We start from the raw sequence: 19,332 nt of genomic DNA, 5'->3' as shown, positions 1-19,332 counted from the left end.
AATCATTGTTAAAATTTTAAAAAAATAGATATTTAATGAATAAGGAGCTTAAAATATGAAGTGGGGCATTGGGCTTTTTCTTGCCATCGTACTGCTTACTGGGTGTAATAGCGGTAATGCATTTACTAAAATCAATAAAAGTGAATCTTTCCTGGCGACTGTCAATATCAAGGATACTTCTCTGACTTTTATAGATGAAAACTATCATCCATTTGCAAAATGGGATATTTCAGAACCATTTACCGGAGCCCTGCTCCTGGCAGACAAAGATACTATCCTGCTTTATGGAAAAGAGATGAAGAAAGTCCAAGTTTACTCTTTATCAGCAGGAAAAATGATAAACAGTTGGGAAATTGGGAAAGGAATCGTCAATATGCAATTGTTACGTGATGGAAAAAGCATCGTGGCGGTCAATCAAGCGAATCACTCCATTTATTTTTTAAATGCTGATGGGGAGGTACAGGATATTGTCAAGGTTGGTAAAAGCCCCTTGACCGTTCTTCAAGGAGAGCAAGCAAATCGCTTGTATGTTATTAATTTTGGTGATACCAAATGTTCAGTGATAAATCTTGAAACGAAAAAGGTCGATTTCGAATTTCCCGTACATAGTTCCAGCACCGGCACGTTATTAAGGGAAGAAAAGGATGAAATATGGATCGGAGGACATGGTGATGGGGACCAAGTGGAAGAAGATCTATATATTTATTCGGCAAAAACGGGAGAGTTGAAGAAGAAACTGAAGGCCCCCACCATGCCGATAAAGTTCCTGGAGAATGCTGAAGGCATATTTGTCCTAAGTCATGGTACAAGCTCCTTATATAAATTGAATGATCAATATGAGGAAGTGAAAAGCAAAGTGGTCGGCGTCAACCCCTTTGAAATGGCGAACTTCAATGAAGATGTGGTCGTGGCGGGATATGATAGTGATGAAGTGTATGTAATGGATGCTGAAACAGTCGATGTTAAAAAAACGATAAAAGTCGGCGAAGGTCCGTTCCAATTGATGTTGAGGGAGTAGATGACATGCATGCTTACACCATTTTAGTCGTGGATGATGAAGAAGATATGCGAAATCTAGTTGAAATGTATTTGCTGAACTCAGGTTATCGATGCCTTCAAGCTGCGAATGGAAAAGAAGCTATAAGGATGGTTGAAACAGAGGAAGTGGATTTAATCCTATTGGATATCATGATGCCAGGTATGGACGGTTTCTCCGTTTGTGAAGAGATTCGTGATAATTGGGAGATCCCTGTGATATTTGTCAGCGCGAAAGGTGAAGAATGGGATAAGGTGAAAGGGCTGAAGCTTGGCGGCGACGATTATATCGTCAAGCCGTTCAATCCAGGAGAATTGGTAGCAAGGGTCGAAGCTGTATTGCGAAGGACAGGGAAATTATCATTGAATGAAGAGAATCAAAACCATGTCCGATTCGGTAAAATTAGCTTGAACTTACAATCCAGAACGGTTTTGGTTGAAGGGAAGGCAATCAATTTAACCTTGAAAGAATTCGAATTGCTGTTATTTCTCATGCGTCATAAAAGCCAGGCACTCAGCCGCGAACAACTGCTTGAAAATGTATGGAGCGGGGAGTATGGAGGATCTTTACGTACTGTGGATACCCATATCAAAACGTTACGAATGAAATTAAGAGCGGCCGATTACATTCAAACCGTCTGGGGAATCGGTTATAAGATAGAGGAAAAGAAATGATCAATAAATGGCGAACCCTTTCATTTAAATTATGGCTCACCATCATCACCGCCATCATCCTTTCCGTTCTGTTCGCATACTCACTTTCTCAATATTATTATAAAAATCTATATGTCGAGAAGCTTAAAACAGATTTAGTCAATGAAGCGTCATTGCTAGGGGCGGATTATACCGGCGGTGAAATCAGTGATGACTTCAAGGGAAAAGTTGAATGGTTTAACAGTAAGAATGACAGCGAGGTCTTTGTCGTCAACAATCCCAGGGAATTGAGTGCCTGTCTGCCTTTTGAAATCAATTATGATACCCTTATTTCTGAAGAAGAACGGCAAATGCTTTTAGATGGGAAAGCCGTTGAAAAAGAGGGATATGAGAAAAGGTTTGAAAAGAACATCGTAGCGGCGATCATACCCCTGATTGACGAAGATCGCCTCGAAGGTATCATCTATACATATATTCCAGTAGATTCCATTACGGTCTTACTTAAGGAATTTGCTGTAAAATGGTTGGCAGCGATCCTATTATTCTTGATAGTCGCGATATTTTTTACTACGAAATGGTTGAAAAGGCTAATCAGTCCGATTAAGGAAATCGAGACTGCAGCCCATCTCGTTTCAGAGGGGAATTATGACATACAGGTCCATGTAAGGAGCCATGATGAAATAGGTAAACTGGCAATAGCCTTTAATGATATGGCCAATTCCATCCATTTGGAAGAAGAAAGAAAAAAAGAGTTTCTTGAAAATGTAGCACACGAGCTCAGAACCCCGCTTAGTTACGTAAAGGGATACACGCAGGCCATATTGGATGGTGTCGTGAAAAATGATGAAGAACAACGGAAATACCTTCATCTCATTTCAAGGGAGGCCCTTAGGCTGCAGCGGCTTGTGGGTGATCTGATGGACTTAACAAAAATGGATAGTGATCCATTCTTGTTAAATAAAATCCCAATTGCCTATGCCCAATTCATAGAAGACGTACTTGTGAAATATGAACCGATAATAAAGGAAAAGCAATTGGACTTGCAGTTGGATCTGGATCCAGACCCGATTATTTTTGGGGATGAAGGAAGGATGGAACAGATCCTGCATAACATTTTTGATAATGCCATTCAGTACACGGATTCTGGAGGGGCGATTCATATTACCCTAATTCAGCATAAAGATGATTGCGAACTGCTGATAACTGACACGGGTAACGGGATTCCGGAAGCGGATCTGCCTCATATCATGAATCGTTTTTACCGAGTGAACAAAGCACGCAGCCGTTTTGATGGCGGTTCAGGGCTTGGACTGTCCATTGTCAAAAAATTGGTGGAATTGCAAAATGGTAAAATCGAAATAGAAAGCAAGGAAAAAAGGGGAACAAAAGTCAAGGTCATCCTACCGGTTATAAAAGAAGAATGGAATTCATAAAAAGGGGATACGTTCAAAAATGAAAAAAATCGTATTATTTTGCATGACGTTAATTTTTTTGGCCGGATGCGGCAAGGAAGAGGAAATTCCGAAAATGCTAAATGTCGATTTAGCTGTCGATCCAATTCAGGGTAAAGTGAATGAGCCTGTAAAATTTCAGGCAAAAGTGACTTATGGGGACGAAGCCGTGACAGATGCGGATGATGTCAGTTTTGAAATTTGGCTTGCGAATAGCGATGACCATGACAAGATTGCAGTAAAACATAAAAGAAACGGCATATATGAATTGGAGAAGATTTTTGATGAAGAAGGAACCTATTATGTATATGCCCATGTAACGGCAAGGGATATGCACAACATGCCAAAGAAAGAATTCGTCATAGGGAAGCCAAGCACTCCTGAACAAAATGGTGGGAAAAAGGAAATGGACGAAATGGATGATGAAGAAATGAAATGATGAATGACCATCAAAAAAAACAATTCGGAAGAGAATCCGAATTGTTTTTTTTTTTTTGAAAAATGGACCAAGGCAATAGGGTAGAAATGATCGGGACAAAAGACGGAGCATCGAAGTTAAATCGAAAAATTTGTAACATAAAAGTAATGAAAGTCATATTAAGTTGGTTAAATACGATATGTCAACAAAAAGTTATTAGTATTCAATGGAAATGGTTCTATGTAACTACCATTGACAAGTGAGGGCTGGAAAAATATGAGTATATATACCACCGAAAGAAACATAGATAGGTAAAGCATTCTTGCAAGCTTTCTCTGAAACTAGGATAATAATATTTTCTCTTTCGTATCCTGTTAAATTCGATGGAAATTGCTGGTGCATTTATTACAAAAAGTGCATGTTATGATAATTCCAGAAGCAAAGCACAACACAAAACGAACATCACAGGAGGAAATACGAATGAAAAAGAAAATGTTTATGTCAGCAGCAGCGGCTGCAGCTATTATATTCACAGGAGTAGGAGCTAACCAAGCTGAAGCAGCCAACTGTGATACTGTTAAACAAGTAACTTATAAATCTATGAATAAAGAGGATATGCAAAATGTCCTTAACCAATACCTAGCTAAATACAACATCACTTTACCTGCAGCGCAGGCACAACAAAAACCGGTTCAAAAACCAGTCCAAAAACCAGTTCAAACACCAGGTCAAGAAGCTGGAACAGCGAACCAAGCAAAACCTGAAGCAAAACCTGAAGCAAAACCTGCAGCACCTGAAGTGACACCTGATAAATCAACTGATGAAAAACAAGAGACAAGCTCTGAATTAAGTGCTTTTGAACAAGAAGTTGTTAAATTAACTAATGCAGAACGTGAAAAACAAGGTTTGTCAGCTCTTAAAATCGACACTGAGTTGAGCAAAGTTGCACGTATCAAGTCTCAAGACATGAAAGATAATAACTACTTTGATCACAATAGCCCAACTTACGGCTCACCATTCGATATGATGAAAAAATTCGGAATCAGCTATACATCAGCTGGTGAAAACATCGCACAAGGTCAACAAACACCTGAAGAAGTGGTACAAGCTTGGATGAATAGCCAAGGACACCGTGAAAACATCATGAACTCTAGCTTTACTCATATCGGAGTAGGTTACGTAGAATCTGGTAACTACTGGACTCAACAATTCATCGGAAAATAATAGATTAATAGAAAAGTGCATCCCATTAATATGGGGTGCGCTTTTTTTTTGCGAGAAATAGATTATTCCATTCCATGGAAAAAAATCAATTCTGACATTGATTGGTTCTCTATAATGTACCCAAATCTAAAAAAATTGAACCAAGAAATAACTGGAACCGCACCTTAACATCAGTGAGGTCCCGGTGAAGCCACTTAAATCTCGGATACATCGATTTCTGAATACTGTGTATTGAAACTTTTCTGAAGACGTATTTCCAATGTTGATTCTTTATATTGGGCTGATGCCCCTTTTTTCTTTACAGGTGCGGGGAGTGTTATGACATGCCGATCTGACTCTTCAGGAATCCCCTCGATGATGGATTGGTTAGATGTATGGTAAAGTTTCATTTTCTTTAGCCAAGATTCATCTTCTATTGGAATTCTTACGAAGACATATAAATGCGTTTCAAATACTTCGGCATGTAAAGGATGTTCAGATCTGGCATTTTCTTTTTGTGAGCGGCCATCATTTTGATTCATCATACCTTGCATATTTTCAGGTATGACTTGTGAAAATACTTTTTCAATGAATGATTGTACATCACTTTGCTGCATATTTTTCATGAAATCCTTTTGGTTCGGGTTATTCTTAAAAGAAAAAAGTGAATTCCAAGGAAACATATTGAATTCCTCTCTCCTGCTTATGGTCTGACAGGTTTATTTGTTATATTTTATGCAGCTAAAGCCCATAGGTTCTTTTATATAATTACTAAATTATAGAAAACGGAATAAACTTATGTATAATTAAGTAAAATCCATTAGATAAAGAGGGTAGGCCTGTGGATGAAAAAGTAGCTTTTATTACTGGTGGAGCAACGGGAATCGGCAAAAGGATGGCATTTTCACTCGCGGATAATGGAATGGCCATTATCATTACTTATCGAAAAAGTAAAAAGGCAGCTTTAGCATTAGTGGATGAATTACAGGAAAAATACCATGTTAAGGCACTTGCGATTCAAGGTGACTCGTCAAGTGAAGAAGATTGCCGGAATATTTTGCAAAAGATTTTGGAGGTCTTTGGCCATGTTGATATCTTCATTCATAACGCAGGGCCATATATGCATGATCGTAAACACATGACTGAATATGGCAGTGATGAATGGAAGTACATCATGGATGGGAATTTAAACGGTTTTTTCTATTTTGCGAAGGAACTTATTCCGCAAATGCGAAGTAGAAACTGGGGCAGAGTCATTACATTAGGGTTTGAACGGTGTGAAACTGCACCAGGTTGGATTTATCGTTCTGCTTTTGCCGCGGCAAAGAGCGGCTTGACCTCCTTGACAAGAACTTTAGCTGCGGAAGAAGCTACACATGGCATCACCGTGAATATGGTCTGTCCTGGTGATATAGTAGGTGATTGGAAAGAGGGGGAAATCAGGGGCGCGAGAGCAGAAAAGGATGGTACGGTTCCAATCGGCAGACCGGGTACAGGCGAAGATATAGCGAGGGTCGTCACGTTTCTTTGTGATGAGGAGTCAGATTTCATTACCGGCAGCATCATTCCGGTAACAGGCGGAAAGGATGTTCTCGGGAAAATATATAAAGCCTAGCGTGAGAATGAAAAAGGGTGAGGCCGGTAATCCAGCCCCACTCTTTTTTCACGCCATTTTTTTATATTTCACTTGCTGTATGAACCGTAAGCGAGCCGCCAAGCCTATTGCTCCGAGAGCCAAGCCGGTAATTAGGCCAATCCAATACCCAAAGGCTCCCATATCGGTATACTTTGCGAAAACATAGCCAATGGGAAGCCCGAGAATCCAGTAGGAGACCAGTGACATCGCAAATGTGACATTAACATCTTTATAACCACGCAATATACCCTGAATAGGTGCCTGGAGGGCATCCGATATCTGAAAGAAGATGGCATATATTAAAAAATGTGAAGTCAGCATCATTACCTCATGATCTTTTGTGTATAAAGAAGCCACAGGTTCACGGAAAAGGAATAGGATGGTCGACAAAACGAGCGACATTGTCAAGGCCATCGAAATGCCAATCCAGCTATACACTTTTGCATCTTTATAACGGTTTGCCCCAATTTCAAATCCAATGACGATCGTCAAAGCCATGGATATACTTAGCGGTATCATATAAAGCAGGGAGGCAAAATTCATGGCAATCTGATGCGATGCTATTGTGACGGTATCATACTTACTCATCAAAAGGGTGACGGCCGAGAAAATGCTTGTTTCAAAAAAGATAGCCAGCCCGATGGGTACTCCAATCAATAATAAAGCACGCCATTCTTTCCAGGAAACCCGGAAAAATTCATTGAAAACCTTATATGTCGAAAACGGGTTGATTTTTATTACAACAAGGATGGCCACCAAGGCAATTAACCAATAAGTAATGGCAGTGGCGTACCCCGAACCGACACCGCCAAGTTCGGGGAATCCAAGCTTTCCGTAGATTAATAGGTAATTAAAAAGGACGTTTACCGGGAGTGCACATAAGGTGATTATCATGGATATCCTGGTCTGCCCCAGAGCATCAATGAATGCCCTTAACGCATTATAAACGAATAAAGGAATGATACCGAGTGAAAGTGCAATCAAATAATCATGAGCAACCATGTGGACACTATCTTCAAGGTCCATGGCATTCAATACGGGGTTCAAAGAAAACGCCCCAATGATTAATATGAATAAGGCTAAAGTGACAGCTAAATAAATGGCCTGCATCACGGAATAGGAAACGGATTTAGACTGCCTGGAACCGACCAGCTGTGAAACCACCGGCGTTAAGGCAATCAATATCCCGCTCAGCCCCGTGTATACGGGTGTCCATAGCGAACTGCCGATGGAGACGCCAGCAACGTCCTGAGTGCTGTATTGTCCTGACATCATCACATCAAAAAAGGTCATGGCATACATGCTGATTTGGGTTATCAGGATAGGTATCAATATATAAAATAATAGGCGGATCTTTTGTGATTTAGTATAAGTCTGATTCATTAAAGTACCTCAATATCAATATTTGCAATTTTCAACACAATGAAAGAATTATATCACATAAGCATGTGATGTTTTAAGAGTTTTTATTTGAAGCTAAAAAAGACTTGCCGTTTTGGGCAAGTCTCAGCTTGTAGACAAAAGGGGTTCGGAATTAAAAAATTCAGAACCCCTTTTGATTTTTCGCTTATTTAAGTTAATAAGTGCAGAGCAAGTATACGTGGATTCCACACATGTGAAAGAGTGCGATATGGTTTCCATGAAAAGTGCCTCATATCTCAATGTTCGGGGAAAATTAAACGACACTTTAAAGATCTAAAGTAACCATTTCAAGTTGATCTCGCTGAATAGAATCATGTTTAGAAAGCATCCTCATCACCTCAAGTTTTAATTAGTCTATTTTAAAACAATAAAGACTTTAGGCAAAAGGGTTCTATCTAAAAGTTAAAACAAAGTTGATTGGAGCGGGTGTGCGAGACTCCTGCGGGAAAAGCGCGTCCAAGGGGAGACCCCACAGGCGCAAGAATCCCGAGGAGGCTCCCGGACCGCCCGCGGAAAGCGAGTGCCTTACGTTATAATCAACGTCAAAATTTGTACAAGCCATAAAAAAATGTAGACAATCTCGATTTTCATCGAGGTTGTCTACATTCTGAGACTTTCCGTTTTTGGGCAAGTCCTTTTGTCAGTCGCGCATGGATTCAAAATCATTCATGGCTTCCATATTTGAGTCTTTTTGAAGAATGAAGGCTTGGGACGGAATGGCAATTTGTACATCTTCCTGTTCCAATATCTCCATTATTTTAAAGTTCACATCTTCTTTGATTGATAAATATCCTCCAAAGTCCGTCGCTTTCGTGAAGAAATAAAGGTAAAGATTGAAACCGGAATGACTGAACTCATCAAATTTAACCAAAATCGTTTCCGGATGGACTTCAGGATGATCAATCAGCATTCTTTCTATGTCTTTAATGACATTTTCCAATTTTTCTTTTGGTGTCGTGACATTCACACCTAAATGGAAGGCAATCTGTCTTTTTCCCATCTTGGACCAGTTGATGATCGGTTCATTCGAAAGGGTCGCATTTGGGACTGTAACTAGAGCTTGGGCAAAAGTCCGAACTTTGGTGCTTCGGAATGTAATGTCTTCAATGGTTCCCTCAACACTTGGAGTTTTGACCCAATCTCCTATGGTAAAAGGTTTTTCGGTAACGATGACGATCCCTCCAAAGAAGTTGCTGACTGTATCTTTAGCGGCAAGAGCGAAAGCCAATCCACCCAATCCAAGCCCTGCAACGAATCCATCGACATTAAATCCCCATTCTTCAGCAATGATGGAGGCACCAAAAGCAATGATGATTAATTTTATGATTTTCGTAAAGAACGGCATGACGATTTGATCGACTTCAAGCCCGAATTTACTTACTAATTTCGGAAATAAAATGGTTAAGATCGAACTGATATTGAAAATCGTCCAAATTATTAAGAAGACAAAAAATGATCTGTATATTTTCGATCTTAATTCAACCGAAGGTGAGTCAATCGGAAAATAGTGCAGTGAAATGATAACACCAATCAAAACGATAAGCCATCTTACCGGCTGTTCTAAAGCGAGCATTAAGTTGGCGGCAAATTCTACTTTGCGTTTTTCTGCAATTCGTAGAAAGAACTTGAATATATATGTAGTAAATACTTTCCGAAGCAAAAGGAAGATTAGAAAAATACCAATGGATATTCCTAATTTGGTCCAGGCTTCGATTCCATCAAATTGATCTAGTGATTCAGAAACTTCTTGCAATGTATTACTCCTCCAATGTATCTTGTAGTATTGTAGAATACTAAGATTATAATATATTCATGCTGAAAAAGGAAAAATAATCGATGATTACATTCCTCACGGGGATTTTGCGGTTCACTGAATACTTTTTCAAGTTATTAATGGCAGGGATATATGGTAATATGGATGCAAAGTGATTTTTTAAGTTTGGAAGGTGGAAATATTGACTAAGAAAATAGTATTTACCGGAGGCGGTTCTGCCGGTCATGTATCTGTTAATGCAGCAATCATCCCGGAATTTTTAAAGCATGATTGGGATGTTACCTATATTGGTTCAAAAAAAGGCATTGAAAAAAATATCATCGAAACGGAATTTCCCGAGGTCCGTTATGAAACGATTTCCGTAGGTAAATTCAGACGTTATCTATCAGTTGAAAATATGAAAGACCCTTTCCGGGTCATAAAAGGGATTTTTGATGCACGAAAAATATTAAAAAAGACCAAGCCGGATTTCATTTTTTCTAAAGGTGGATTCGTTTCGGTTCCAGTCGTTTTGGCAGGCAGGATGCTGAGAATACCGATTGCGATACATGAATCGGATTATACGCCTGGTCTGGCTAATAAGATTGCCATGCCACTTGCATCGAAAATTTTCACCACTTTCCAGGAAACGGAAAAAGACCTTCCGAAAGATAAGGCCATGTATCTAGGCGCTGTATTGCGCGATGGGATTTTTAAGGGAAGCGCTTCAGCTGGTAAGACGTTCTGTGGATTCACGAATAACAAACCGGTGTTACTCGTTATGGGCGGGAGCCTTGGGGCCGTTAAAATCAATAATATGATTACAGATAACCTAGATGCTTTATTAAAGGATTACCAGATTATACACATTTGCGGGAAGGGAAATGTGAAAACGGAATTGAAACAAAGGGGATATGCTCCTTTTGAATTCGTACATGAAGAATTATTCGATCTTTTGGCGGCTGCTGATGTCGTTGTATCAAGGGCAGGTTCGAATTCAATCTTTGAATTCCTTGGTTTGCAAAAGCCGATGCTGCTTATCCCTCTAAGTGCCAATGCATCCCGCGGAGATCAAATTCTGAATGCGTCAAGCTTTGAAAAACAGGGCTTTTGTAAAGTCATTCAAGAAGAAGAGTTAAATGACCGGATTTTTAATGCTACATTAGCGGATTTATTGGAACAATCGAATGAATATCAGGAAAAAATGCGTCAAAAACGCCCATTCAAAACGGCAGCTGAAATGTATGAATTATTACTTCAAGTAATGGCTGCAAAAAAATAAGTATCAATCCCCTCTATGCAGCATATCTTTTTCGAACAGAGGAGGGGGTAGAATGGCTTATGAATATTCCAAAGGATGGTTCATTCAGCAGCTAAAAGCTGCAGGGATAAGCTATCATCCAATTGAGAAAAAAAAGCTGGAGCTGTATAAAACCTATATTCTTAGGCGATTATACGACGATTTGCAAAAAAGATAAATCATAAAAAAGAACCGCAACGTCGTTAACGTTGCGGTTCTTTTTATAGGAAATTACTTATAAAAGGAAAAAAACAGGAAATAAGAATACCTGCGATAGCCATTGCCGCACCTGCGACAGCCCCGGTGAACTCACTTTCCTGGGCAGCTTGAGCAGTTCCGAGACCGTGAGCGATCGTACCATAAGCGATACCACGAGCGAAGGGCATCGTAATGTTTAGTTTATCCATCATTTTTGGAGCGATCATCGTACCCAGCACCCCAGTCAAAATGACGAAGGCTGCTGATATATTGGAATTTCCGCCATAAAGTTCAGTGATTTCAACAGCGATGGGCACTGTAATGGATTTAACCGCCAATCCTTGGAGTATGAATTGCGGAAGAGAAAATGCTTTAGCGATGGCGAAGGCAATGATCAATGTGACCATAAGGCCAAATATCATGCCGCTAATTGCCGGCATTGCATATTTAACGATTATCTTTCTATTCTTATAAAGTGGTACGGCCAAAGCAACGGTAGCCGGTCCCAGGAAATAGGTTATGATGTCTTTTCCCGGTGAATAATCTTCGAAGTCCAAACCGCTGATCAGCAATACGAGAATTATCGTAACCGTACTGAAAAATACGGGCGTCGTAAAAGGTGATGGATGTTTAGCATATATTTTCCTTCCAATGAAATAGGCAAGGATGGTTATCAAGATGCTATATGTTGTGATGAGCGCTGTCATGCTGCTTAACCTCTCCTCTATGGGATAGCTTCTGAACAGTCCAAGCTGAAACGATGAATCCAAATATCAGGCTGACTCCCAATGTAAGTGCCAATGGCAAACCGAATTTAATGAAAAGCCATCCCATTGTCATTAAACTGATTGAAATGGGGATGAAGAAAAAGGCTAGGTGCTTTACCAAAAATCCTGAAGTAAGTTCAATCCATTCGACTTTTATAACCTTCGTCTGTAATAAACCGAATAACAGAATCATGCCGATGACGTTGCCTGGTACGGGTAATTGAAGTAAATTGGCTAAATAATAGCCGAGCTTGCAAATGATGAGCAGGAAGATAAGCTGCACGATAAAAGCAAATGTTTTTTTCATGATTAAGTCCTTTCAATGACGCTTTGAATATATTGATGAATTGGTCAATTGTATTCATTATAAAAAAATATCCCTAAAAAGAATAGGGATTTGCAGCAATCTATCTTAAACATCCTATGTAAATGGAAAAAAGAGCTTTCCAGGTTTGGAAGCTCCGGCCATTATATGAAAAGATAAACAAATCCAAATTGAAATGTTCTTCGCTTTATGCTTCAAGTAACTGCTGTTCGTCATCATCATGCTGTCTAAGGATATGAAAGGTGTATAAATCTTTAGGGATTTCATACAAATCGTAGATATCTTCTTCATGATTGATCTGATCATAAAGGGATTTTCTTGTTTCGTTGGCATTGACGGCATAGGGAAGCTTTTCTGCAGCTTTTATAGAGCGGATATTTTTTTTGCGAATACGCATGAAGACCGTTTCCAAACCGAGCTCGAAAAAAAGCTCTTTGAAGAAAGCGTCTTTTGCAATGGCATTATACCCTTTTCCATGATAAGGCTTGCCAAGCCATGTGCCTAAGAAACCTGCACCATTTTCAATATCATATAAAGAAATACAACCGATGGGATTTTCCCATTCATCCAAGATTGTTCGTGAAATGAGTTGCCCAGCATCTTCGGCTTCGATCGTTTGCTTAGTGATGAAAACATATTCTTCATATGAATCTACCTTATGGCGCACGAAAGGGAAGACATCTGGATGCGTCATTTGTTCATAAAGAGAAAAACAATCTGTGAAATCTCTCTTTTTTAACATTTCCGTCCCTCCGTTTGAGGGCAGTTCTTATGCGTAGTCGCTGCCCACCCTCGAAATTTTTTAAGTCGTTCATCAAAAAATTTCGGGGTGGGAATCGAACCCACTAGAACCGGAAACCGGTGGCGCACCATTTGCCTTCCCTATTTTTATTGTCAGAAAATATGCAAATCTAAAGTACCTTACGAAGGTATAATACTAAAAAAAAAACGGTTTGGGAATAGGTTTTTTGCCTTTTTTTTTCGTCAAATTTCAACTTTTTCCTGAAGGGGGAAATCAGTAGGCAAACGTCTGCATTTTTCCTTGAAAAACTGGTTCTTCGCCCGCCTTTTTCTTTAAAATTCACCTGTGAATTGCATGAATAAAATGATTGCGCCGAGGGCCCATACATAAATGGAGAATATTTTCAGTGAACGCTTTTTTAAGAAATCGATCATCCATACTACTGCAATATAACCAAAGATTGCTGCGGCCAGGGTTCCGACGAAAAGCGCAGTGAGTGGAAGCCGTTCAACATCTCCAGTAAAAATCGGTTTCATCTGAAATACGATGCCCCCCGTAATGGCAGGAATTGAAAGCAAAAAGGAAAAATAGGCTGCAGTGGCCCTATCCAATCTGCAGAAGAGACCGGCGGCTATCGTTAGGCCGGAGCGCGAAAGAGCAGGCATGATGGCAGCAGCTTGGAAGGTACCGATAATCAGCGCATCTTTAATGGAAATTTCATTAAGGGATTTGGCCCCTTTTTTCACTCCGTCCGCTACCCATAAAATCAGTCCGGTCGCTAAAAATTCCCAGCCAATGGTGACACCTGTTTTTGAAAGGCCATCAAACCAATCCCCGAGTAAAATGCCGGCAATCACTGCAGGAATCGTCCCAGCAATGAGAAGCAGAGTCATTTTGGAGAAAGGATTTTTCAAAATGGCAATTATGTCATTCTTATAGACGACCAATAACGCCAGCAATGTTCCGATGTGGAGCATGGTATCCAGAAAAATTCCGGCCTCGTCAAGATGGAAAATATGCCGTCCTAAATATAAATGTCCAGTACTTGAAATAGGTAAAAACTCAGTCAAGCCTTGAATGATCCCAAGGATGAAGGCTTGAAATTCATTCAGCAAAAAAACATCACTCCATTCTAGAAGGTATAGGACAATCCATTATTTAAACTGTATGCACAAGAATGATGAACATGTCCGGATTTTATTTGCATTATCAAGAAAAAGCAGTCCAATTTCACCTGTTTTCGAATAAAATGAAAGGAAAATGAAACTATTTTTCATTTGATTCGTAATTATTCATATGAGAAAGGAGGAGAAGACACTATGCCTACTAAAGATGAAAGAGTGTTTGCTGCCCTTATTTATGTGATCAGCTTTTTTACAGCATTTATCGGTCCTTTGGTGATTTGGTTATTGAAGAAGGACTCGTCACAATTTGTGGATTATCACGGAAGGGAATACTTGAATTTTTTCATTTCCTACACCGTTTATTCAATAGTCGCAGGGATACTCACTATAGTATTGGTTGGATTCTTGCTATTGCCGGTAATCGGGATAGCTTTAGTCGTATTCACCATCATTGCTGCTGTTAGGGCTTATGAAGGAACGGATTACAGGTTCCCGTTGATCTTCAGGATATTATAGAATGATGTAAAAGGATTCCGTTCATTCGGAGTGCTTTCAGACTGCAGGCAAACTCGAGGAAAAGCGAGTTTGCCTGCAGTTTTTTATTTAAAAACATTCCAGTGGAATGAAGAAATCCGCTCCCTTTCCGCCGACTGCCTGCCAAGCCTCCTCGCCTAGCGGCTGCGGTGTCTCGGCTAGCCAGTAATTCGGCATGAGTGTCGCAAATTTCTTCAATCCAATAAGGAATCATTAAAAAGACATTAGTCTTGTTTTTAAAATTGGGTAGAAGCCATTTTGTCTACAATAGGATTCCGTTCAATTCGGAGTCCTTTTTTATTTGAACCGTGTTGGGAAATGCCCTTCATTAAAAAGGGAATAGATCACATTAAAGCGAATAAAGTATTATGAAAACTACTTCCATGCACTTTTAGGAAGTGGATGTCGGGCGGATTGTGGTACTGCTAATCAATGGCCGCCCTTAAGGCGGCAATCTTTCTTGTAAGGAGTGAGGAGCAGAGCGGGATATGAATATACGTGAATTTTATCAGAAAACGAGCAATTCAAATTTTCATGCATCTTGGATATCTCTTCTTTTGGCATTTGTATTTTTCATTTGCCATATTTTTGCGATGATACCGGGCAATATATTATTGATCACGTCTCCTTTTATTTTCTTTAGCATTGCCCAATTTATCAGTCATCGGATATATGAAAATAGAATGAAGGAATTACCTGATGAACTCGTCGGGACGAATACCGGGTTATTAAAAAATGAACATGTTTTATTGACTTTTATGCCAGCACCGACATTGCGCCTGCTCCTATTTGCGCCTGATGGGTCACTAATGGGCGAAATACGGGATTTGAATATGAAGTGGTTCATGTGGATGATACCCAATTTCTTGTCGATGCTTATGACCAAGCGTTATGAACTTGTGGACCATGAAGGGCGTTTGCTGGCTAAGTACCATATCAAAAGGGGGCTTTTCAATAAAATGACGATCATGGATGACCAGGGCGGCATTATAGGATCGTATCAAGAAAATAGGTCATTCGTGAAAATCAATGGAATGATCTATAAGGCAGACGGTACGGAATGGATGCCCATTGAAACGCCGGGGAGCGTTAATTCATTCGAGATTGTCACAAAAGACGGGGAAAAGATCGTTTCATATCAAGAAGGCTGGATGCCTTTGGAGTGGGGGAAACGATTCAAGACTAATACACCCATACTTTCTTTTTCATCAAATGTTGCTGAAATTCCTAAAATCATCGTCTTTGGGTTCTGTGCAGCCACTCTGAATCATCGTTCAAATTGACTATTGTTACCCTTTAGCAAATCTTTTAAATATTTGATATAATAATAGGAGATACATAGATTAAATACATAATAAAAAGGTGGTAAATTATGAGTTTACTTAATGAGATTCTTGATTATAATGAACAGTTTGTAGAAAAAGGTGAATATGTTAAGTATAGAACGGACAAGTTTCCTGAGAAACGTATGGTCATCATAAGCTGTATGGACACTCGGCTCGTTGAACTATTGCCAAAATCCTTGAATGTCAAAAATGGCGATGTCAAAATCCTGAAGACTGCCGGGGCAATTGTCTCCCACCCATTCGGAAGTGTGATGCGGAGTATCCTTGTTGCTATTTATGAGCTAAAGGCAGATGAAGTATTGGTCATACCTCACCATGACTGCGGAATGGCATCAGTCGATGCCGATTCTGTAATGGACAAGATGATCCAACGTGATATACCAAAGAGCACCATCGATACACTGGGAGCTGCAGGAATCGATATCCGCAATTGGCTTCGCGGATTTGATGATGTTTATGAAAGTTGTAAGAACAGCGTCGAAGTGATTAAAGGACATCCTTTGATCCCTAAAAATATTCCTGTGCATGGTCTAATCATTTCGCCTGATACAGGGAAGCTGGAATTGGTAGTAGATGGATATTCGCAAGAACAAAAATAATATATTCATCGAGGCTGTCGGGATCATTCCCGGCAGTTTTTTTTCAAATTTTTATCATTGCTATTTATTTTTATCCTTTTTTTTGTTAAAATCGCCAAGTGTAGTTTGTCACTAATACAAACGGGTGGGCGAGGGATAAATTTAATAAGGATACAACATGAAGAAATTAAACTTGGAAACGTTTTTTCATTTTTCCGACTATGGAACGAATGGAAAACGTGAAATCCTTGCTGGAGTGGTCGGCTATTTTACGATAGTCTATATTCTCATCGTGAATTCCCTGATTTTATCGGAAGCGGGCATACCGATTAATGGTGCAGTGATTGCCACGATTCTTTTATCTGCTTTAAGCTGTGTCATGATTGGACTTTGGGCGAATGTCCCAATCCTTCTCGTTCCAGGAATGGGCGTAAATGCCCTATTTGCTTATACCATGGTTCAAGGAATGGGTCTATCTTGGCAATCGGCTCTTGGTGCTGTGTTTATCTCCGGGGTAATTTTTGTAATCATCGCTTTTACAAAATACTCTAAGTTAATCAGTGATTCGATTCCAAGTTCGATAAAAGAAGCCATATCTGTCGGTCTTGGCTTATTCTTGATGCTAATCGGTCTTGAAAAGGGCGGGATAATCACAGGAGGTTCATCATCAATCGTCGCACTCGGAGATTTAAGCGATCCAGCGGTGTGTGCAACGGTGTTGACCTTTTTATTGGCAATCACGCTGTTCATCAAGAATGTCCCCGGTAATTTCATGATTACCATCCTGGCAGGCAGCCTCATTGCCTATTGGTTCGGGACGGTTCAACTATCGGATATCCATTTTTCAGGCATAGACACAGCTTCCTACGGCGATCTTTTCTTTTCATTATCGTTCCTGGAAGCAAACCGGATTGAATTCTGGATAAGTGTATTTGCGATGACGATGGTTCTTGTTTTTGAAAATATTGGTCTTGTACACGGGCATGTAGACAGTATCAACCGCCAGGATGCCTATAAAAAGTCGCTGCAGGCGACAAGTGTGTCCGTTCTATTATCAGGTTTATTCGGTTCGAGTCCTACCGTTGCAACAGTAGAAACGGCAGCTGGAATCGCATCAGGAGGCAGGACTGGTTTTACTTCAGTGGTGACAGGCGTGCTATTCATTCTATCACTGTTATTTATACCAGTGATTAAAGTAATCCCTGACAGCGCCATTGCCCCCATCTTGATTATCATTGGCATTTTGATGCTCGGAAACATAAAAAAGCTGAATTTCAGTGATTTAACCGAGAGCATACCTGCAATCATGATCATCACGATCATTCCTTTCACATACAGTATTGCCGATGGAATGGCATTCGGTTTCATCCTGTACCCTTTCTTGAAGCTTGTAACCGGAAAAGCAAAAGAAGTGTCAGCCCCGATGTATGTGAGTGCCGGAATGTTTATCGTCTATTTCATCATCGGTATGATCGGTTAATTATTCAAAAGAGCGGTTGGAATGAGTTAATTCTTATTCCAACCGCTCTTCTTATTTGTTTTTTCGTTGGAAAAAATGGATTTAATGTGATTTACGCGATGACACATCCATCTTGAAAATGCTATGATATAGAATATTAAAAAATGATAAATGAAAAGCAGCATATTAGAGGATGTGACAGGATGATTATTGAAGGTTTAAAAAGCCATGGTTCAGGAAATGATTTCTTAATCATTGATGAATTGACTACAACCCTGACGTTTACTGAAGAAGAGCGGAAAAATTTCGCGAAGGCCCTATGCAATAGGGAGAAGCTTGGAGCGGATGGTATTTTGTTCGTAATGAAAAGTGAACATGCCGATTGCCGGATGCGTGTCTTTAATGCGGATGGATCTGAAGCCTCGATGTGCGGCAATGGACTTCGCTGTGTTGCACGTTACGCGAACGACGTTCTAGGGCTAGATAAAATGATCGTTGAAACCATGAAGGCAGATCTACTCGTGGAAAAAACGGAAGATATTTATGAGGGCATTCCGACTTTCAAGGTGGAAATTTCACCAGTAAGTTTCAATGTGAAGGATCTACCTCTTGTATTGGCTAAAGAACAGCTGCAAAACGAACCATTGCCGGAACTTCATGATACCCTGCTATTTTCGGCATTGGCGGTTCCTAATCCACATTTGATCACACTCGTCGATAGTGATGTTTTACAAAGTGATTTGCAGGAAGAACTTTCAACAAAGGTCAATCAACCAAATGAACTTTTCCCTGATGGTGTCAATGTCAGCTTTGTGAAAGAGCTGGAACCAGGGAGCATTTATGTGCGGACATTCGAACGGGGAGTAGGCTTCACGAATGCATGTGGAACGGCGATGTCGGCTTCAAGCCTTGTAACATGCTCTGTTGGTTTAAACGCGTTGGAAAGTGAAATATCTGTCTACAATAACGGCGGAAAAGTGAAATGTGTCGTCCATCATGATGAAGAAAGCCAAAAGTATTCAATTGATTTAATCGGGAACGCAACTTATGAATTCAAGGTATCGATTGAAATAGATTTAGATCAGCCTGAAAAATTTGAAATGCTTGAAAAAGAGGATTTTGAATTGGAAACAAGCTTATATGCCAAGCTTCAGGATGAAGTGCAAAGTTATTTGAAAACAAAATTATAAAGAAATCTTCAAACTGCAGGCAAACTCGGAGAAAAGCGAGTTTGCCTGCAGTTTTCTTATTTGAAAAAGTTGCAGTTGATTTCAGAAATCGGTTCCCTTTCCGCCGAGTGTCTGCCAAGCCTCCTAGGCTCAAGCGCCTGTGGGGTCTCGGCTAGCCAGTTATTCGGCAGGAGTGTCGCAAATTTCTTCAATCCAGT

21 protein-coding genes are annotated in these 19,332 nt (G+C 40.0%); 13 read left to right on the top strand and 8 right to left on the bottom strand.

Going from position 1 to position 19,332, the window contains the following annotated elements; genetic code table 11:
• The first annotated feature begins 55 nt into the window (after window positions 1-55).
• The 5 genes from ACSR9O_RS22870 to ACSR9O_RS22850 all read left to right on the top strand — a co-directional run bounded on the left by ACSR9O_RS22870 (window position 56) and on the right by ACSR9O_RS22850 (window position 4,782).
• Window positions 56-1,018 (top strand): YncE family protein, encoded by a 963-nt coding sequence (locus ACSR9O_RS22870; protein ID WP_101225233.1) that lies wholly within the window; start codon window positions 56-58, stop codon window positions 1,016-1,018.
• Window positions 1,019-1,023: 5 nt separating this feature from the next.
• On the top strand, window positions 1,024-1,710 hold the full coding sequence (locus ACSR9O_RS22865) for a response regulator transcription factor (RefSeq protein WP_230175690.1): 687 nt from the start codon (window positions 1,024-1,026) through the stop codon (window positions 1,708-1,710).
• Entirely contained in the window at window positions 1,707-3,122 is a 1,416-nt protein-coding gene (locus ACSR9O_RS22860) for a sensor histidine kinase (RefSeq protein WP_402937651.1), read from the top strand. The genes ACSR9O_RS22865 and ACSR9O_RS22860 overlap by 4 nt, the downstream gene beginning before the upstream one ends.
• A gap of 19 nt (window positions 3,123-3,141) precedes the next feature.
• On the top strand, window positions 3,142-3,579 hold the full coding sequence (locus ACSR9O_RS22855) for a FixH family protein (RefSeq protein WP_101225230.1): 438 nt from the start codon (window positions 3,142-3,144) through the stop codon (window positions 3,577-3,579).
• A 459-nt stretch (window positions 3,580-4,038) separates the two neighbouring features.
• Window positions 4,039-4,782 carry a CAP domain-containing protein gene (locus ACSR9O_RS22850; RefSeq protein WP_427572330.1) on the top strand — a complete coding sequence of 248 codons (744 nt, stop codon included), beginning with the start codon at window positions 4,039-4,041 and terminating at the stop codon, window positions 4,780-4,782.
• Window positions 4,783-4,976: 194 nt separating this feature from the next.
• Here the strand turns inward: ACSR9O_RS22850 and ACSR9O_RS22845 are convergent, their stop codons facing one another.
• Window positions 4,977-5,387, bottom strand: a complete 411-nt coding sequence (locus ACSR9O_RS22845) for an Hsp20/alpha crystallin family protein (RefSeq protein WP_491725152.1) — start codon at window positions 5,385-5,387, stop codon at window positions 4,977-4,979.
• A gap of 215 nt (window positions 5,388-5,602) precedes the next feature.
• Between ACSR9O_RS22845 and ACSR9O_RS22840 the strand changes: the two genes are divergently transcribed.
• Complete coding sequence (locus ACSR9O_RS22840; protein ID WP_260357879.1) at window positions 5,603-6,376, top strand: SDR family oxidoreductase; 774 nt, start codon at window positions 5,603-5,605, stop codon at window positions 6,374-6,376.
• 48 nt (window positions 6,377-6,424) lie between these two features.
• On the opposite strand, the gene ACSR9O_RS22835 is transcribed toward ACSR9O_RS22840, so the two are convergent.
• Both ACSR9O_RS22835 and ACSR9O_RS22830 read right to left on the bottom strand, forming a co-directional pair.
• Window positions 6,425-7,780 carry an MATE family efflux transporter gene (locus ACSR9O_RS22835; protein WP_101225226.1) on the bottom strand — a complete coding sequence of 452 codons (1,356 nt, stop codon included), beginning with the start codon at window positions 7,778-7,780 and terminating at the stop codon, window positions 6,425-6,427.
• 679 nt (window positions 7,781-8,459) lie between these two features.
• The gene (locus ACSR9O_RS22830; protein WP_230175694.1) at window positions 8,460-9,572 is read right to left on the bottom strand and encodes a mechanosensitive ion channel family protein; all 1,113 of its coding nucleotides are present in this window, start codon (window positions 9,570-9,572) and stop codon (window positions 8,460-8,462) included.
• 193 nt (window positions 9,573-9,765) lie between these two features.
• Here ACSR9O_RS22830 and murG point away from each other — a divergent pair, with 193 nt between their 5' ends.
• Both murG and ACSR9O_RS22820 read left to right on the top strand, forming a co-directional pair.
• Window positions 9,766-10,854: an undecaprenyldiphospho-muramoylpentapeptide beta-N-acetylglucosaminyltransferase gene (gene murG / locus ACSR9O_RS22825; protein WP_491725151.1), complete on the top strand. Its 1,089-nt coding sequence runs from the start codon at window positions 9,766-9,768 to the stop codon at window positions 10,852-10,854.
• Window positions 10,855-10,906: 52 nt separating this feature from the next.
• The gene (locus ACSR9O_RS22820; protein ID WP_101225224.1) at window positions 10,907-11,050 is read left to right on the top strand and encodes a DUF2639 domain-containing protein; all 144 of its coding nucleotides are present in this window, start codon (window positions 10,907-10,909) and stop codon (window positions 11,048-11,050) included.
• Between the two features lie 43 nt (window positions 11,051-11,093).
• Here ACSR9O_RS22820 and ACSR9O_RS22815 read toward each other — a convergent pair whose 3' ends face one another.
• The 4 genes from ACSR9O_RS22815 to ACSR9O_RS22800 form a co-directional block, all read right to left on the bottom strand.
• Window positions 11,094-11,777, bottom strand: a complete 684-nt coding sequence (locus ACSR9O_RS22815) for an LrgB family protein (RefSeq protein ID WP_101225223.1) — start codon at window positions 11,775-11,777, stop codon at window positions 11,094-11,096.
• Entirely contained in the window at window positions 11,752-12,144 is a 393-nt protein-coding gene (locus tag ACSR9O_RS22810) for a CidA/LrgA family protein (protein ID WP_230175696.1), read from the bottom strand. The genes ACSR9O_RS22815 and ACSR9O_RS22810 overlap by 26 nt, the downstream gene beginning before the upstream one ends.
• A 205-nt stretch (window positions 12,145-12,349) precedes the next feature.
• On the bottom strand, window positions 12,350-12,904 hold the full coding sequence (locus ACSR9O_RS22805; protein WP_101225221.1) for a GNAT family N-acetyltransferase: 555 nt from the start codon (window positions 12,902-12,904) through the stop codon (window positions 12,350-12,352).
• A gap of 332 nt (window positions 12,905-13,236) precedes the next feature.
• Complete coding sequence (locus ACSR9O_RS22800) at window positions 13,237-14,016, bottom strand: undecaprenyl-diphosphate phosphatase (protein ID WP_101225332.1); 780 nt, start codon at window positions 14,014-14,016, stop codon at window positions 13,237-13,239.
• A gap of 207 nt (window positions 14,017-14,223) precedes the next feature.
• Here ACSR9O_RS22800 and ACSR9O_RS22795 point away from each other — a divergent pair, with 207 nt between their 5' ends.
• The gene (locus ACSR9O_RS22795; RefSeq protein ID WP_034311189.1) at window positions 14,224-14,544 is read left to right on the top strand and encodes a DUF4870 domain-containing protein; all 321 of its coding nucleotides are present in this window, start codon (window positions 14,224-14,226) and stop codon (window positions 14,542-14,544) included.
• Window positions 14,545-14,631: 87 nt separating this feature from the next.
• Here ACSR9O_RS22795 and ACSR9O_RS22790 read toward each other — a convergent pair whose 3' ends face one another.
• Complete coding sequence (locus tag ACSR9O_RS22790) at window positions 14,632-14,760, bottom strand: hypothetical protein (RefSeq protein WP_491725150.1); 129 nt, start codon at window positions 14,758-14,760, stop codon at window positions 14,632-14,634.
• 290 nt (window positions 14,761-15,050) lie between these two features.
• On the opposite strand from ACSR9O_RS22790, the gene ACSR9O_RS22785 reads away from it, so the two are divergent.
• The 4 genes from ACSR9O_RS22785 to dapF all read left to right on the top strand — a co-directional run bounded on the left by ACSR9O_RS22785 (window position 15,051) and on the right by dapF (window position 19,135).
• Window positions 15,051-15,845, top strand: coding sequence for a hypothetical protein (locus ACSR9O_RS22785; RefSeq protein ID WP_101225219.1), 795 nt, complete (start codon window positions 15,051-15,053; stop codon window positions 15,843-15,845).
• A gap of 89 nt (window positions 15,846-15,934) precedes the next feature.
• Entirely contained in the window at window positions 15,935-16,507 is a 573-nt protein-coding gene (locus ACSR9O_RS22780) for a beta-class carbonic anhydrase (RefSeq protein WP_491725149.1), read from the top strand.
• A gap of 157 nt (window positions 16,508-16,664) precedes the next feature.
• Window positions 16,665-17,966: an NCS2 family permease gene (locus ACSR9O_RS22775; RefSeq protein ID WP_101225217.1), complete on the top strand. Its 1,302-nt coding sequence runs from the start codon at window positions 16,665-16,667 to the stop codon at window positions 17,964-17,966.
• A gap of 182 nt (window positions 17,967-18,148) precedes the next feature.
• Complete coding sequence (gene dapF, locus ACSR9O_RS22770; RefSeq protein ID WP_101225216.1) at window positions 18,149-19,135, top strand: diaminopimelate epimerase; 987 nt, start codon at window positions 18,149-18,151, stop codon at window positions 19,133-19,135.
• The last annotated feature ends 197 nt before the right edge of the window (window positions 19,136-19,332 follow it).

The sequence above is a fragment of the Peribacillus sp. B65 genome, assembly GCF_058513295.1.
The sequence above is the reverse complement of the archived record's forward strand: the minus strand, read 5'-3'. Positions and strand labels throughout refer to the sequence as shown.

What these genes read in the sequence shown, in the direction of transcription:
- ACSR9O_RS22815 (WP_101225223.1), bottom strand. Translation starts at nt 11,777, where the DNA reads ATGACAGCGCTCATCACAACATATAGCATCTTGATAACCATCCTTGCC.
- ACSR9O_RS22805 (WP_101225221.1), bottom strand. Translation starts at nt 12,904, where the DNA reads ATGTTAAAAAAGAGAGATTTCACAGATTGTTTTTCTCTTTATGAACAA.
- ACSR9O_RS22795 (WP_034311189.1), top strand. Translation starts at nt 14,224, where the DNA reads ATGCCTACTAAAGATGAAAGAGTGTTTGCTGCCCTTATTTATGTGATC.
- ACSR9O_RS22845 (WP_491725152.1), bottom strand. Translation starts at nt 5,387, where the DNA reads ATGAAAAATATGCAGCAAAGTGATGTACAATCATTCATTGAAAAAGTA.
- ACSR9O_RS22785 (WP_101225219.1), top strand. Translation starts at nt 15,051, where the DNA reads ATGAATATACGTGAATTTTATCAGAAAACGAGCAATTCAAATTTTCAT.
- ACSR9O_RS22835 (WP_101225226.1), bottom strand. Translation starts at nt 7,780, where the DNA reads ATGAATCAGACTTATACTAAATCACAAAAGATCCGCCTATTATTTTAT.
- ACSR9O_RS22780 (WP_491725149.1), top strand. Translation starts at nt 15,935, where the DNA reads ATGAGTTTACTTAATGAGATTCTTGATTATAATGAACAGTTTGTAGAA.
- ACSR9O_RS22820 (WP_101225224.1), top strand. Translation starts at nt 10,907, where the DNA reads ATGGCTTATGAATATTCCAAAGGATGGTTCATTCAGCAGCTAAAAGCT.
- ACSR9O_RS22850 (WP_427572330.1), top strand. Translation starts at nt 4,039, where the DNA reads ATGAAAAAGAAAATGTTTATGTCAGCAGCAGCGGCTGCAGCTATTATA.
- ACSR9O_RS22865 (WP_230175690.1), top strand. Translation starts at nt 1,024, where the DNA reads ATGCATGCTTACACCATTTTAGTCGTGGATGATGAAGAAGATATGCGA.
- ACSR9O_RS22775 (WP_101225217.1), top strand. Translation starts at nt 16,665, where the DNA reads ATGAAGAAATTAAACTTGGAAACGTTTTTTCATTTTTCCGACTATGGA.
- ACSR9O_RS22810 (WP_230175696.1), bottom strand. Translation starts at nt 12,144, where the DNA reads ATGAAAAAAACATTTGCTTTTATCGTGCAGCTTATCTTCCTGCTCATC.
- ACSR9O_RS22860 (WP_402937651.1), top strand. Translation starts at nt 1,707, where the DNA reads ATGATCAATAAATGGCGAACCCTTTCATTTAAATTATGGCTCACCATC.
- ACSR9O_RS22870 (WP_101225233.1), top strand. Translation starts at nt 56, where the DNA reads ATGAAGTGGGGCATTGGGCTTTTTCTTGCCATCGTACTGCTTACTGGG.
- ACSR9O_RS22855 (WP_101225230.1), top strand. Translation starts at nt 3,142, where the DNA reads ATGAAAAAAATCGTATTATTTTGCATGACGTTAATTTTTTTGGCCGGA.
- dapF (WP_101225216.1), top strand. Translation starts at nt 18,149, where the DNA reads ATGATTATTGAAGGTTTAAAAAGCCATGGTTCAGGAAATGATTTCTTA.